The organism is Nocardiopsis algeriensis (assembly GCF_014203695.1).
GTDB classification, from domain to species: Bacteria; Actinomycetota; Actinomycetes; order Streptosporangiales; family Streptosporangiaceae; genus Nocardiopsis; species Nocardiopsis algeriensis.
The window spans coordinates 217,704-232,688 of the sequence record NZ_JACHJO010000006.1; the positions used below are offsets into that span (position 1 = coordinate 217,704).

General features: G+C 72.4%; 10 protein-coding genes. 9 read left to right on the plus strand and 1 reads right to left on the minus strand.

What is annotated here, in order from left to right; genetic code table 11:
* The first annotated feature begins 204 nt into the window (after nucleotides 1-204).
* The 5 genes from rnc (at nucleotide 205) to smc (ending at nucleotide 6,666) form a co-directional block, all read left to right on the plus strand.
* A complete protein-coding gene (rnc, locus tag FHS13_RS11465; RefSeq protein ID WP_184291352.1) occupies nucleotides 205-960 on the plus strand; it encodes a ribonuclease III in 756 nt (251 codons plus the stop codon).
* Between the two features lie 4 nt (nucleotides 961-964).
* Complete coding sequence (gene mutM / locus FHS13_RS11470) at nucleotides 965-1,822, plus strand: bifunctional DNA-formamidopyrimidine glycosylase/DNA-(apurinic or apyrimidinic site) lyase (protein WP_184291354.1); 858 nt, start codon at nucleotides 965-967, stop codon at nucleotides 1,820-1,822.
* Between the two features lie 62 nt (nucleotides 1,823-1,884).
* Entirely contained in the window at nucleotides 1,885-2,172 is a 288-nt protein-coding gene (locus FHS13_RS11475) for an acylphosphatase (protein ID WP_184291356.1), read from the plus strand.
* A 356-nt stretch (nucleotides 2,173-2,528) separates the two neighbouring features.
* Entirely contained in the window at nucleotides 2,529-2,717 is a 189-nt protein-coding gene (locus tag FHS13_RS11480; protein WP_184291358.1) for a hypothetical protein, read from the plus strand.
* A 403-nt stretch (nucleotides 2,718-3,120) separates the two neighbouring features.
* Nucleotides 3,121-6,666, plus strand: a complete 3,546-nt coding sequence (gene smc / locus FHS13_RS11485) for a chromosome segregation protein SMC (protein ID WP_184291360.1) — start codon at nucleotides 3,121-3,123, stop codon at nucleotides 6,664-6,666.
* Between the two features lie 69 nt (nucleotides 6,667-6,735).
* On the opposite strand, the gene FHS13_RS11490 is transcribed toward smc, so the two are convergent.
* Nucleotides 6,736-9,360, minus strand: coding sequence for a S8 family serine peptidase (locus FHS13_RS11490; protein ID WP_184291362.1), 2,625 nt, complete (start codon nucleotides 9,358-9,360; stop codon nucleotides 6,736-6,738).
* Nucleotides 9,361-9,957: 597 nt separating this feature from the next.
* Between FHS13_RS11490 and FHS13_RS11495 the strand changes: the two genes are divergently transcribed.
* From FHS13_RS11495 to FHS13_RS11510, 4 genes are all read left to right on the plus strand, one after another.
* On the plus strand, nucleotides 9,958-10,959 hold the full coding sequence (locus FHS13_RS11495; protein WP_184291364.1) for a helical backbone metal receptor: 1,002 nt from the start codon (nucleotides 9,958-9,960) through the stop codon (nucleotides 10,957-10,959).
* Nucleotides 10,960-11,997: an iron chelate uptake ABC transporter family permease subunit gene (locus FHS13_RS11500; protein ID WP_184291366.1), complete on the plus strand. Its 1,038-nt coding sequence runs from the start codon at nucleotides 10,960-10,962 to the stop codon at nucleotides 11,995-11,997.
* Between the two features lie 76 nt (nucleotides 11,998-12,073).
* Nucleotides 12,074-13,270 carry a signal recognition particle-docking protein FtsY gene (gene ftsY / locus FHS13_RS11505; protein WP_184291367.1) on the plus strand — a complete coding sequence of 399 codons (1,197 nt, stop codon included), beginning with the start codon at nucleotides 12,074-12,076 and terminating at the stop codon, nucleotides 13,268-13,270.
* Nucleotides 13,271-13,557: 287 nt separating this feature from the next.
* Nucleotides 13,558-14,889, plus strand: coding sequence for an ammonium transporter (locus tag FHS13_RS11510; protein WP_184291369.1), 1,332 nt, complete (start codon nucleotides 13,558-13,560; stop codon nucleotides 14,887-14,889).
* Nucleotides 14,890-14,985: the final 96 nt, after the last annotated feature.

Consider the following 14,985-nt stretch of genomic DNA (forward strand, 5'->3'; position numbering starts at 1 on the left):
GCAACAGGCACGACACGCCGGCCGTCGCAGGGCGGCCGGGGGTTCCCGAGTTCGTGGTGGCTGCCGGGGGAGGCGGCCGCCTTGCTGCCGGCCTCCCGCGACAATCACCTCGTTTTCGAGCACCCTGCCTGGGGCCGACGGGTCCGCACCCGTCCGTACCCTCGCGCCCTCCGGGCGTGTCCGAACAGGGAAAGTGATACAGAAGTGGCAAGCCAACTCTCCGCCGCAGAGGCCAAGGCGTTCCACAGGGCCATCGGGGTCGAGGTCGACCCCAAGGTCCTGGTCCGCGCGCTGACCCACCGCTCCTACGCCTACGAGAAGGGCGGTCTGCCCACCAACGAGCGCCTGGAGTTCCTCGGGGACTCCGTGCTCGGTCTGGTGGTCACCGACACCCTCTTCCGCAAGCACCCCGACCTGCCCGAGGGGCAGCTGGCCAAGCTCCGCGCCGCCGTGGTCAACATGCGGGCGCTGGCCGATGTCGCCCGGGGGCTGGGCATCGGCAAGTACATCCGGCTGGGCCGCGGCGAGGAGGGCACCGGGGGGCGCGACAAGTCCTCCATCCTCGCCGACACCCTGGAGGCCGTCATCGGCGCGGTCTACCTGGACCGCGGCCTAGACACCGCCTCGGAGCTCGTGCACCGGCTCTTCGACCCGCTCATCGCCACCGCCTCCGGGCTGGGCGCGGGGCTGGACTGGAAGACCTCGCTGCAGGAGCTGACGGCCGCCGAGATGCTGGGTGTGCCCGAGTACCGCGTGGAGGAGAGCGGCCCCGACCACCAGAAGACCTTCCGGGCCACCGTGCGCGTGGCCGGGGAGAGCTACGGACTGGGTGAGGGCCGCAGCAAGAAGGAGGCCGAGCAGCAGGCCGCGGAGTCGGCGTGGAAGGCCATCAAGGCGCGCTCGGACGCGGCCAAGGCCGCCAGCGCGGCCGGCGAGCCCGGCCCCGGACAGAGGAGCTGACAGCGTGCCCGAACTGCCCGAGGTCGAGGTCGTCCGCCGCGGCCTGGAGGTCCATGCCGCGGGCCGCACGATCGGCGCGGTCGAGGTGCTGCACCCCAGGTCGGTGCGGCGGCACGCCGCCGGCGCGGCCGACTTCGCCGCCCGCCTCGAAGGGCGCGTGCCCACGGCGCTGCGCCGCCGCGGCAAGTACATGTGGATGGTGCTGGACAGCGGTGAGATGCTTCTCACCCACCTGGGCATGAGCGGGCAGATGCTGGTCCAGCCTCAGGGCAAGCCCGACGAGAAGCACCTGCGGGTGCGGCTCCCGCTGTCGGACGGCCAGGAACTGCGCTTCGTGGACCAGCGCACCTTCGGCCACCTCATGGTCGACGGACCGGGACTGCGCGAAGACGTGCCGTCGTCGGTGGACCACATCGCCCTGGACCCCCTCGACCCCGAGTTCGTCCCCGAGGTGTTCGTGAAGGCGCTGCGGGCGAGGCGGAGCGAGGTCAAGCGGGCCCTGCTGGACCAGTCCCTGATCAGCGGCGTGGGCAACATCTACGCCGACGAGGCGCTGTGGCGCTCGGGGCTGCACTGGGCGCACCCCGCGCGCGAGCTGGACCGGACCCGGGCGGAGGAGTTGCTGGGCCACGTGCGCGACGTGATGACCGAGGCACTGGCCGTGGGCGGCACCACCTTCGACGGGCTCTACGTCGACGTCAACGGGGAGAGCGGGTACTTCGCACGGGGCCTGAACGCCTACGGGCGCAGGGACGAGCCGTGCGGGCGGTGCGGGACGGCGATCGTGCGGGAGGCGTTCATGAACCGCTCCTCCTACAGCTGCCCCTCGTGCCAGCGCCCGCCCCGAGGGGGCCTCGGCTGACACGCGCCCTCACGGGCACAAGTGAGGAAAGTGTTTCCCCAAGGTAAGGAAGAGGAAGGGTCATGGGGGACGCCGACGAGGCGGTCCGACTCACGGCATGGGTGCGCGGAAAGGTCCAGGGGGTGGGTTTCCGCTGGTGGACGCGCTGCCGGGCACTGGAACTCGGGCTGACGGGGGCCGCGACCAACCTTTCCGACGGCCGGGTCGAAGTCGTCGCGGAGGGCCCGCGGCCGTCCTGCGAGGCGCTTCTCGCGCATCTCGAGGGGGGTTCCACACCAGGCCGTGTGGACTCCGTGACGCAACGTTGGTCTCACCCTGGGGGGATGTTCACCGGTTTCGTCGAACGGTGAGTATGCTGGATGGGGTAACTCGATTCGAACACACCGTGCGACCGCGGCGGCCGACCGAAGGCTCGTGGCAGGTTCGCGCGGGGTGTGGGAGCCCGCACCATCGCGGTGGCGGGGGAGGTTCCCGCCGGATCGTGCGACGCCACATGCCTTCTTGAAGCCCGAAGGGCCTTGCGGGCGCGGCGTACCGTTGTAATCCAATCTTGACCAGCAGCGCGCACGGTGAGACTCTGGAAGGTGCATCGCAGTACCTTCCACCCGTGTGGACGACACGAGAAGACACGAGATCCTCGCAGTACTCCACAGGGTGTCGCAAGCGCGATATCACCTCTGGTCACTCAGCGTGGAGGACCCATATCATGGCGAAGGCTCTGTTTGGCCACGTCGGCGGATCCGACCCTCGGTTGGTCCAGGAGATGCGGCGGCTTCAGAAGCGGGTGCGCGACCTCGAGGACGAGGTCGGACGTCTCCAGGCCCGCAACGACCAGCTCAGCATGGCCGTCACCGAAACCGTCGAGGTCACCGACCGCGAGCCCGCGCTCGCCTGACCCGTAACGACGCGCCGAGCTGCCGTCCGCGGGCCCGCCCGCATGTCGCGATGATCCAAGGGACGCCGAGCGCACCATCCAGGCGTCCCTGCCGGACCGGTCGCCGACACCACCGTCCCGAGATTCCGCCTTGCCGCAGTCTTTCCTTTCCCTTGCGGCCTTTTTACCGTTGTACCCGGCGGATCCCGTCGAAACCCTTCGGCCCGCCGGACATCCCCCTTTCCCGGTCTTCCCCGCTCCCGCGCGCCGTGCCCGCCGCGGCCCGAGCGGGGGAAGGCCCCCGCCTTCCGGCTGTCCGCGACCCCGTACAGCAGGTCAGCGCTTCATGGCACCCTTGTGGAGTCGCCCCGTTCCCCGAGGGGACGGTGAGGCGGCCGCCCGGTGATCGCTGTGGGAGGTGTGGGTGTACCTGAAGAACCTGACGCTGCGCGGCTTCAAGTCGTTCGCGTCCGCCACCACCCTGCGCTTCGAGCCCGGCATCACCTGTGTGGTGGGTCCCAACGGATCGGGCAAGTCCAACGTGGTGGACGCCCTGTCCTGGGTGATGGGTGAGCAGGGTGCCAAGTCCCTGCGCGGCGGCAAGATGGAGGACGTCATCTTCGCGGGCACCGCCACCCGCCCCGCCCTCGGCCGGGCCGAGGTCAGCCTGACCATCGACAACGCCGACGGTGCCCTGCCCATCGACTACACCGAGGTCACCATCCGGCGGACGATGTTCCGCAACGGCGGCTCCGAGTACGCCATCAACGGCGACACCTGCCGCCTCCTCGACATCCAGGACCTCCTCAGCGACTCCGGCATCGGCCGTGAGATGCACGTCATCGTCGGCCAGGGCCAGCTCGACACCGTCCTGCACGCGGGGCCCGAGGAGCGGCGCGCCCTCGTCGAGGAGGCCGCGGGCATCCTCAAGCACCGCAAGCGCAAAGAGAAGGCGATCCGCAAGCTCAACGCGATGCAGGGCAACCTGGACCGGGTCGCCGACCTCGCCGCCGAACTGCGCCGCCAGCTCAAGCCGCTGGGCCGCCAGGCCGAGCTGGCCCGCCGCGCCGCCGTCATCCAGGCCGACCTGCGCGACGCCCGGCTGCGCCTGCTCGCCGACGACATCGTCACCCTCACCGAGCAGCTCGCCAAGGAGGAGGCCGACGAGAAGGAGGTCCTGGTCCGCCGTACCGCCGTCGAGACCTCCCTGGCGGGGGCGCAGGAACGCGAGGCCGAGCTGGAGGCGCAGGCCACCGAGGCCGCGCCGCTCCTGGCCCGCGCCACCGAGGCCTACCACGCCCTGTCACGCCTGACCGAGAGGCTGGAGGGCGTGCGCGGGCTGGCCGTCGAGCGGCACCGCAACCTGGCCGCGGCCGACGCCGAACCGGTCCACCGGCGCGACCCCGAGGAACTGGAGGCGGAGGCCGAGGAGGCCGCGGCGCAGGAGGAGGAGCTCCTCCTGCGGCTGGAGGAGGCCCGGGAGGTCCTGGAGACCGCCGTCACCGAGCGGGCCGCCGCCGAGGACGCCCTGTACCGGGAGGAGAAGCGGCTGGAGGCGGCGAGCCGCGTCGCCGCCCAGCGGCGCGAGGGCATCGTGCGCACGGCGGCCCGGGTGGAGAGCCTGCGCGGCCGCCTGGCCTCGGGCGAGGCCGAGACCGCCCGGTTGGAGGAGGCCGCCCGCCAGGCCGCCGAGCGCGCCGCCCGGGCCCAGGCCGAGTACGAGACGGTCGCCGAGGAGGCCGCCGGCCTCGACGAGGGCGATGCCGAGCTCGACACCGCCCAGGAGGAGGCGGCCCGGAAGCTGGCCGCGGTCGAGGCCGAGCTCCACCGGCTCCGCGAGGCGGAGCGCGCGGCCGAGGGGGAGCGTGCCGCGCTGGCCGCCCGCAAGGAGGCCCTGGAGCTGGGGCTGGCCGGCAGGGACGGCGCCGCCGTGCTGCTGGGCGCCGACCTGCCCGGCATGCTCGGCAGCCTCGCCGCCCTGGTGCAGGTCGAACCCGGCTGTGAGACCGCCGTCGCCGCCGCGCTGGGCGCGGCCGCGGGCGCGGTCGCCGTCTCCGACCCCGGCACCGCCCTCGCCGCTCTCGAACTCCTGCGGGCCGAGGACGCGGGGAGAGCCGGAATCGTCGTCGCGCAAGCGGTGCCCCGTGCGCCCCGCGGCGAGTGGCCGCCGCTGCCGGCGGGGGCGCGCTACGCCCTCGACGCCGTCACCGCACCCCAGCACCTGGCCGGCGCGGTCGCCGCCCTGCTGGACCGCGCCGTGCTCGCCCCCGACCCCGCCACCGCACGCGACCTGGCCGCGAAGCTGGAGGGCGTGCGCGCCGTCACCCCCGCGGGTGACGTGTTCACCGCGGCGCTGGTCCACGGCGGTTCCGCGGCGGCGCCCAGTCTCCTGGAGGTCCAGGCGGCCGTCGACGAGGCGGCGGAGAAGCTGGAGGCCGCCTCCGAGGCCGCCGATGCGGCCGCGGAGGCACTCGAGGCGGCCGAGGCCGAACGCGCCGAGATCTCCGCGCGGGCCCAGGAGCTCACGGCCCGCCGCCGCCACAGCGACCGCAGGCGCAACGAGATCGCCCAGCGGCTGGGCAAGCTCGGCGGGCAGGCCCGCTCGGCCGAGGCCGAGGCCGGGCGCTACACCGACGCTGCGGTCAAGGCGGCCGCGGCCCGGGAGGAGGACGCCGCCGGGCTGGCCCGGCTGGAGGAGGAGCTGGCCCAGGCCGAGGAGGCGGCGAATTCCCTCGAGGAGGAGGCACCCGACCCCGACACCCGTGACGAGCTCGCCGCCCAGGCCTCCCGGGCCCGCGCCACCGAGATGGAGCGCCGCCTGGCGGTGCGCACGGCCGAGGAGCGGGCCCGCGCGGTCGCCGGGCGCGCCGAGCAGCTGCGCGCCCAGGCCCTCGAGGAGCGCAGGGCCGTGCAGCGCGCCGCGGAGCGCCGGGCACTGCGCACGGCCCAGGCGACTCTCGCCGAGGCGGTCGCGGAGGGCGCCCGCACGGCGCTGGAGCGGATCGCGGTCTCCCTGTCCGCGGCCGAGGCCGAGCGGCGGGCCGCCGAGGCCGACAAGGAGGCCCGCGACGCCGAGCTCAGGACGGTGCGGGCCCGGGTCCGTGAACTGTCGGTCGAACTGGAGAAGCTCACCAGCTCCGCGCACAGCGGCGAGGTGGCCCGGGCCGAGCGCCGCCTGCGCCTGGAGCAGCTGGAGGCGAAGGCGATGGAGGAGATGGGCGTCGACGTGCCGACCCTCGTCTCCGAGTACGGTCCCCGGGTGCCCGTTCCGCCGCCCGCCGACGCCGACGAGAACGCCGTTCCGGTGCCGTACGTGCGCGAGGTGCAGGCCAAGCGCGCCAAGGCGGCCGAGCGGCAGCTCAACCAGCTCGGCAGGATCAACCCGCTGGCGCTGGAGGAGTTCGCGGCCCTGGAGGAGCGGCACGGGTTCCTCAACGCCCAGCTGGAGGACCTCAAGAAGACCCGGCGCGACCTGATGGACATCGTCCAGGAGGTGGACGCGCGGGTGCAGGAGGTGTTCGCCTCCGCCTACCTGGACGTGGAACGGGAGTTCGCGGCGATCTTCGGCCGCCTGTTCCCCGGCGGCGAGGGCCGGCTGCTGCTGACCGACCCCGACGACATGCTCACCACCGGTATCGAGGTGGAGGCCCGCCCGCCCGGCAAGAAGGTCAAGCGCCTGTCGCTGCTCTCGGGCGGCGAGCGCTCCCTGACCGCGGTCGCGTTCCTCGCCGCGATCTTCAAGGCCCGCCCGTCCCCCTTCTACGTGATGGACGAGGTCGAGGCGGCGCTGGACGACACCAACCTCCAGCGCCTCCTGGTGATCTTCGAGGAGCTGCGCGCCTCCTCGCAGCTGATCGTGATCACCCACCAGAAGCGCACGATGGAGGCCGCCGACGCCCTCTACGGCGTCACCATGCAGGGCGACGGCATCTCCCAGGTCATCAGCCAGAAGCTCGACCGCCCGGCCTGAGACCGGGCGGGAAGAGGGGCGGCCCCCTCCTGGGAAGGAGGGGGCCGCCTTCGGCCGGGGGCTGCGGAATCAGCCGCGGTCGATGGTGATCACCGGGGAGGTCCAGGTCTCCCAGTGGTCGGGGTTGCCCTCGTCGCCGAGCGCCTTGAGCGCGCGGACCTCCAGGCGGTAGCTGCCGTCCCGGACGTCCGTGATCCGGCCGTGGGCGTTCACGTAGGTGCCGTCCCAGGCGTAGCTGAAGAACGCCGTGGGGGTGGCGCTGCGCCCGACCTGGTCCACCGCGACGCCGATGTCGTGGCGGGGGTGGACCGGGCGGCCCGTGCGCTCGTCGACGATCCTCATCTCCAGGCGCGTGACGTGGTGGTCGAAGTGCACGAGGACGTAGGGCACGTCGGGCAGGCCGTCGACCTGTCCCAGGGTGTAGGTCTCGCCCTCGGGCCGGTTCTCGAACGAACCGCCGGACACGCACTCCAGACCCGAGAAGGCATCGCAGTCGGTGATCCGCGACAGCCAGGGGAGGTCGTTGCCGCCCCCGGTCATCGCGTCGATCTCCTGGTAGTCGCCGTTGTAGGCCGCGTAGGGGACGCGGTAGGTCTGGCCGTCCACCTCGGAGACGACGACGTAGCCGCCGTAGATCATCTGCTCGTAGTCGCGGGCCGGCGGGGTCACCGTCACGGTCACCTCGGCGGAGGAGCGCGGGGCGACGGTCACGGTGTCCTGGCTGAAGGACACGTCGGCGAACCCGTCGTTGAAGCCGGGCGCGAAGGTGTCGCCGTGGGTGCCGAGCGCACCCTCGTGGGACAGCTCGTAGACGGCTTCCTCGTCACCGTCGTTGGAGATGGTGACCGTCTCGGTCACGGTACCGGCGGTCTCGCCCAGGGACAGCTTGCCGGGGGTGACCGCGGTGGTGGCGAGCACCGAGCCGGGGACGTCCATCATGCCCGCACCCTGGCGGTGGACGTTGTCGAGGAGTCCGAGGCCGGGGTTGCCCCACCAGGCCTTGGGGTCGGCGCTGTTCTGCAGGACGGTGCGCACCTCGTGCGCCTCCAGGTGGGGGCGCGCCTCCAGCAGCAGGGCGACGCCGCCGGCGACGTGCGGGGAGGACATGGAGGTACCGCTGATCGTGGCGTATTCGCCCTTGGCCATCGGGTAGGTCGAGTTGATCAGGCCGCCCGGGGCGCCGATGTCCGGCTTCAGGGCGAGGTCGGCGGCCAGGCCGTAGGAGCTGAAGGAGCTGATGAGACCGCCCGTGGGGTTCGGGACGGTGAGCAGCTCGTCGCTCCAGGAGAGGGTGACGGTCTCGCCGGCCTCCAGCAGCTCCAGCAGGTGGGCGCCGGAGGTGTCGGAGATGCCGACGGAGAAGGCACCGCGGTCGGCGACGCCGCCGCCCGCGAACAGCCCCGGCACGTTGTTGCGCATGACGACACCGGTGGCCCCCGCGTCCAGGGCGGCGTCGTACTTCTCGGCGAACGTGCACTCGCCGCGGACGATGAGCGCGGTCCGGCCGGTCAGGTCGCCGACCTCGTCGCCGAGGGAGGGGCAGGCGCGCCCGGCGTCGGCCAGGGGGTCGGTCTCACCGCTGGTCGGCGGCTCGGGGGCGTCGCCCATCGCCATGTAGGCGATTCCCTCACCGCTGGGGTTGGCGGTGGCGGAGGCGCTCTGGACGTGGGTGTTGTCGTAGGAGGCGACGCCGATGACGTCCTCGCCCAGGCCCGGGGCACCCGCCGAGTACAGGCCGGTGGCGCCCTCGTTGCCGATGGAGGCGACGACGACCATGCCCTGGTCGACGAGGTTGTCGGAGGCGGTCGCCGTCGGGTAGCCCGGCCAGGAGTGCGACGAGCCGATGCTCATGTTGAGCACGTCCATGTCGTCGGCCAGGGCCTGCTCCATGGCGGCGATCATGATCTCGGAGGTCGTGGAGCCGGCGCAGCCGAACACCTTGTAGGCGCCGAACTCCACACCGGGGGCGACACCGGTGATCTCGCCGTCGGCACCGACGATGCCGGCCACGTGCGTGCCGTGGCCGTGGCAGTCCTGCGGGTCGTCGTCGGGGACGGGGACGGCGTCGGGGTTCTGGGCGTTGAAGTCGTCGCCGACGAAGTCGTGGCCGGCGACCACGCGGCTGTTGGGGAACCCGCCTCCGCCGAGATCGGGGTGGGTGTAGTCGATGCCGGTGTCCATGACGGCCACCCGCAGTCCCTCACCGGTCAGCCCGAGTTCGTTCTGGGCGCTGTCGGAGCCGGTCATGGGCAGTGCCGTGCCCATGTCGGGGGTGCTCTCGTCGACGTCGGGGATCTGGTAGGTGACGACGGGGTACACGGCGCTCACGCCGGGGATCTCCCGAACGGTGCCGACCTGGGTGTCGTCCATCTCCAGGGAGAGGCCGTTCCACAGGTCCTGGAAGGAGTCGTGCTCGCTGTACTCCAGGCCGTGTGCCTCGGCCTCGGCGCGGAACTCCTCCTGCTCCTCCTCCACCTCGGCGGGGGAGGAGCCCTGCGCGGTGGGCGGGCTCTCCAGTTCGACGAGCCAGCGGCCGCTGACCTGGTGGACGAGTTCTTCGCCCTCGGGGGCGGGAACGGGATGCAGTGGGGCGAGTTCCGAGATCTCGTCGGCGCCCGCGGGCGCGGCGGAGACCAGACCCGCCAACAGGGTCAGCCCGGCGACGGACGCCAGGTGCTTCCGGGGGGGTACCACCTTGTCAACACTTCCCTTCTCGTTGCGCGCACCGGGACTCCGGGGGAGAGAGCGGAACAGCCCGGAAGATGTCGGGCTATACACAGCATCAAGTCCTTGCACGGTTAAAAGGCGCGCATAGCAACGAGATCATTGCTTTGTGCCACCAATGTGTCAATGTTCGCCAAGACTCAATATGGCCACGGACCGTGCGAATACAGCTCCTCCGGGGAGCGTGTCGCCACATTCCGAAAACAGACAAACAGTGCTTTTTGTATGGGAATTGGATAAAAGCGACTGGGGGTCGCGGTCGCCTCTCCGCCCTCCGTCCGGAGAAGCTCCAGGTCGACGAGGGGCCGGGGCCGCAGCCCGGCGGCTGCCCGGGCCGAGTACTGTGGAGGAGTCGGGCGATTCGCCCGACCGGTACCGAAGGAGCGAAGTCCGGTACGCGGCCGCACCGGCCGCCGAACCCGGCGCTGTCCCGCAACTGTGAAGCCCCGCCCCGGCGGGGACGAGCCAGGTCGCCTCCCCGGTGCCGGCGTCCCCGTCCTCGTGGGAAGGACAGGCCGTCTCGCGACAAGGCTGCTCCCCTTCCCCCTGGTCTCACCAAGGAGCACCGTGCGGATCACGCACCGACTTCCCCTCGCCCTCCTGGGCACGGCACTCGCCCTCACCGCCTGCGGCGGCCAGGAGGCCGCCGCACCCGAGACGGACGAATCCGCATCCCCGTCCCCGGCCGCGTCCTGCGCCCCGCCCGAGGCGGACCCGAACCGCACCCCCGTCGGCGACGGCACCTTCCCCGTCACCGTGGCCGACGACACCGGCGAGGTCACCCTCGAGGAGAAGCCCGAGCGCATCGTCTCCCTCTCGCCCAGCCACACCGAGATGCTCTTCGCCCTCGGCGCCGGAGAGCAGGTCGAGGCCGTGGACGAGTACTCCACCCATCCGCCCGAGGCACCCGTCACCGACCTGAGCGGCTTCACCCCGAGCGTGGAGGCCGTCAGCGAGTACGACCCCGATCTGGTCGTCCTCACCCCCACCCACGAGGAGACCGCCGTCCAGCTCGGTGAGATCGGCGTGCCGGTCCTCGTCCTGGACGCTGCCGCCGACCTCGAGGGCACCTACGCCCAGATCCGCCTGCTCGGCGACGCCACCGGCAACCCCGAGGAGGCCGACGCCGAGGCCACCCGCGTCGAGACCGAGTTCAACGAGATCGTCGAGGAGGTGTGCGCCGAGGCCGGGGACTCCGGGCTCACCTTCTACCAGGAACTCGACGAGACCCCGTACGCGGCCACCTCCGAGACCTTCATCGGCCAGGTGTACGCCTCCTTCGGGCTGGTCAACATCGCCGACGCCGCCGACGACGGCAGTGCCGCCGGCTACCCGCAGCTGTCGCAGGAGTACATCGTCGAGCAGGACCCCGACCTGATCTTCCTCTCCTACGGCGACGAGGCCGCCGTCGACGCCGTCGCCGAGCGCCCCGCCTTCGACACCGTCACCGCGGTCCAGGACGGCGCCGTCCACCTGCTCGACGCCGACATCGCCTCCCGCTGGGGGCCGCGTGTGGTCGACCTGGCCCGCACCATCGGTGACGCCGTCCTCGAAAGCACCGGTCGGTAGGTGTCCCAGGGCGTCGTCGGCCGCACCCTCGGGTGGCTCGCCGCAGGACTGGCCGCGCTCGCCGCGGCCGCCCTCCTCGGCGTCACCGCGGGTGCGGCCTCCTTCTCGGCGGCCGACACCGTCCGCCACCTGTTCAGCCTCCTGCCGTTCGGCGGCGCGTCCCCGCTGACCGAGCGGCAGGCGGCCCTGCTCGTGGAGCTGCGCCTGCCGCGCGTGGTGATGGGAGCGGTCGTCGGCGCGCTCCTGGCCACGGCGGGCGCCGCCTACCAGGGTGTCTTCCGCAACCCGCTGGCCGACCCGTACCTGCTCGGGGCCGCCTCGGGCGCCGGGCTCGGCGCGACCTCGGTCATCGTCTTCGGCAGCGAGTTCGCCGACGACCCCCGCGCCCTCGTGCCCGTCGCCGCCTTCGTCGGCGCGCTCGCCGGGGTGGCCGCCGCCTATCTGCTCGGCAGCATGGCGGGCGGGGGAGGCACCACCGCGCTCCTGCTGGCCGGTGTGGCCGTCTCCTCCTTCCTGACCGCGGCCCAGACACTGGTCCAGCAGATGGGCACCGACCAGCTCCAGCGCATCTACGCCTGGCTGCTCGGCGGCCTGGGCCGGGGCGGCTGGGACGACGTGCGGCTCGTCGCCCCCTACGCGGTGGCCGGCCTGGCCGTGCTGCTGCTCAGCGGCCACCTGCTCGACATGCTGGCCCTGGGGGACGACAAGGCGGTCAGCCTCGGCCTGAACCCGGGCGCCGTGCGCGTCGCGGTGATCGCCGCGGCGTCGCTGGCCACGGCCGCGGCGGTGTCCTTCAGCGGCCTCATCGGCTTCGTCGGCATCGTCGTCCCGCACATCGTGCGCCGCCTGGTGGGTTCCGGCTACCGTGCGATCCTGCCGGTCACCGTGCCGGCGGGCGCCGCCTTCCTGGTCGGGGTGGACATCGTCGCACGCACCGTCGCGGCCCCCTCCGAACTGCCCGTCGGGGTGGTGACGGCCTTCCTCGGAGCACCCTTCTTCGTCCTCGTCCTGCGCGCGACCCGCCACCGGGCCGTATGACCGGCCCGCTTCGTTCCCGGCGCGCCATCAGGGTGTGACGTGTTCGCGTCGGACACTCTGGGAGACTGGAGCGGCTATGGACATCACCTTGCTCGCAAGCCTTGCTGTTGCCGTCGTACTGCTGTTGTCCGTCGGTGGATTCTTCCTGGTCAGGACCCGACGCTCGGTCACGCCGGGCAAGGAGGAGACCAAGCCGGGAATCGCCGAGGGACCGAGGACCGCCGCCCCGGAGGAGGAGCGGGAGGAGGACGGGGGGACAGCGCTCGCCCCGCCCGCCCAGGCCCCGCCACCGGTCCGGGAGACCATCGTCCCGGAGGAGGCCGAGCCGGCCGCACCGGAGCTGGAGACACCGCTGCCGTCGGCCGGCCGCATGGTGCGCCTGCGCGCCCGCCTGGCCCGCTCGCAGAGCTCCTTCGGCCAGGGCCTGCTCAACCTGCTCTCCTCCGACTCCCTCGACGAGGACACCTGGGAGGAGATCGAGGACACCCTCATCACCGCCGACATCGGCGTCACCTCGGCCACGCAGATCGTGGACGGCCTGCGCACCCGGGTCAAGGTGCTCGGCACCCGCGGACACGACGAGGTGCGCGCCCTGCTGCGCGAGGAGCTCCTCGCCCAGATCGGCGCCGACACCGACCGCTCCCTGCGCACCGAGCCGCACGGTGAGCGCCCCGCCGTGATCATGGTCGTCGGCGTCAACGGCACCGGCAAGACCACCACCAGCGGCAAGCTCGCCCGCGTCCTGGTCGGCGACGGGCGCACGGTCGTCCTGGGCGCCGCCGACACCTTCCGCGCCGCCGCGAGCGAGCAGCTCGAGACCTGGGGCAGCCGGGTGGGCGCCCCGGTCGTGCGCCGCGAGGAGGGCGCCGACCCGGCCAGCGTGGCCTTCGACGCGGTCGCCCGCGGCATCGAGGAGGGTGCCGACACCGTCATCATCGACACCGCAGGGCGCCTGCACACCAAGACCGGCCTGATGGACGAGCTCGGCAAGGTCAAGCGCGTCGTCGAGAAGAAGTCCCAGGTGGACGAGGTGCTCCTGGTCCTGGACGCCACCACCGGCCAGAACGGGCTGCGCCAGGCCCGCGTGTTCGCCGAGGTGGTGAACGTCACCGGCATCGCGCTGACCAAGATGGACGGCACCGCCAAGGGCGGCATCATCGTGCAGGTCCAGCGCGAGCTGGGGGTCCCCGTCAAGCTCGTCGGTCTCGGGGAGGGCCCCGACGACCTGGCGCCCTTCGACCCCGAGGTCTTCGTGGACGCCATCCTTCCCTGACCGCTCCGGCCGCGGGCCGGGCACCCCTCGCGGGTGCCCGGCCCGTCGTCGTTCCCGGGAACCGCACCCCTGTACCCGTGTGTACGCCTCCGCGCCCGCCGGGGCCCCGGTTCACGGAGCCGTAACACCGGGGGCCGCCCTTTTACCTCCGCGCAACAAGGCACACGCCGGAGGGAAACACCCCGGTCGGAGAGTTCTCTCCGTGACGATGCCGCACCGGGCCCGACGGCGCGCTCGATGTCGACGCCCTCACGACATTCCCCCACCGGTCCCATGGAGGCGAAGAAATGATTGACACCGGCACCACGGCGTGGCTGCTCGTCAGCGCCGCGCTGGTGATGCTCATGACCCCGGGCCTCGCGTTCTTCTACGGAGGCATGTCCCGGGCCAAGAGCGTCCTGAACATGATGCTCATGAGCTTCGCGAGCATCGCGATCGTCAGCGTTCTCTGGGTGGCCGTCGGGCACTCGCTGACCTACGCCGACGGCGGCGTGCTCCAGCCCGTCATCGGCGGCCTGGAGCACGCCGGCCTGACCGACCTCATCGGCGAGGACTCCGGCGAGGGCCCCGGCTCCTACCCGCTCCTGGTCGACGCGGGCTTCCAGATGATGTTCGCCATCATCACCGTGGCACTCATCAGCGGCGCCGTCGCCGACCGCGCCAAGTTCGGCGCCTGGCTGCTCTTCGTGCCGGTCTGGGCGCTCGCGGTCTACTTCCCCGTCGCCCACTGGGTCTGGGGCGAGGGCTGGATCGAGAGCCTGGAGATCGGCGGCCACAGCGTCATCGACTTCGCCGGCGGTACCGCCGTCCACATCAACGCCGGCGCCGCCGCCCTGGCCCTGACCTTCGTCCTCGGCCGCCGCAAGGGCTTCGGCTCGGGGTCGATGCGCCCGCACAACCTGCCGTTCGTCCTGCTGGGCGCCTCCCTGCTGTGGTTCGGCTGGTTCGGCTTCAACGGCGGCTCCGCCTACAACGCCGACGGCGTCGCCGCCCTGGCCCTGGTCAACACACAGGTCGCCACCGCCGCCGCCACCGCGTCGTGGATGCTCGTCGAGCGCCTGCGCTACGGCAAGGTCAGCGCCCTCGGGTTCGCCTCCGGCGCCGTCGCCGGCCTGGTCGCGATCACCCCGGCCGCGGCCAACGTCACCCCGGTGGGGGCCATCCTCCTCGGCCTCCTCTCCGGTGCCGTCTGCGCCTACGCGATCAGCTGGAAGTTCAAGTTCAAGTACGACGACGCCCTCGACGTGGTGGGCATCCACATGGTGGGCGGCATCATCGGCTCCCTCGCCCTGGGATTCCTCGCCGCCGGTATCGTCGGCGACGGCGCCCCCGACGGGCTCTTCTCCGGCGGCGGCATCGGCCTCCTGGCGGTCCAGACCGTCGCGGTCGTGGGCGTCATGCTCTACTCCTTCGCCGTCACCTGGGCCATCGCCAAGGTCATCGACCTCGCCGTCGGGTTCCGCATCCCCGAGGAGGTCGAGACCAACGGCCTCGACCACGAGCTGCACGCGGAATCGGCCTACGCCTTCGACGAGCTCGACGAGATCGAGGAAGGAGAAGCGGTCTCCCCGCCGACGCCTCCGGGCGGGGAGACGGCACCGCCGCAGGTCACGACCTAGCACTCAACGCCGAGGGCACGGGCTCGGACCACCGGCGCGGCGCGGTGCCGCGGGGGCCGGCGGGGAGAGATCCCCGCCGGCCCCTTCCGCGCGCTC

Bases quoted from the DNA above. Each gene is read 5' to 3' on its own strand.
- FHS13_RS11475 (WP_184291356.1), top strand. From the start codon at position 1,885: ATGGGGGACGCCGACGAGGCGGTCCGACTCACGGCATGGGTGCGCGGA.
- FHS13_RS11480 (WP_184291358.1), top strand. From the start codon at position 2,529: ATGGCGAAGGCTCTGTTTGGCCACGTCGGCGGATCCGACCCTCGGTTG.
- ftsY (WP_184291367.1), top strand. From the start codon at position 12,074: ATGGACATCACCTTGCTCGCAAGCCTTGCTGTTGCCGTCGTACTGCTG.
- FHS13_RS11510 (WP_184291369.1), top strand. From the start codon at position 13,558: ATGATTGACACCGGCACCACGGCGTGGCTGCTCGTCAGCGCCGCGCTG.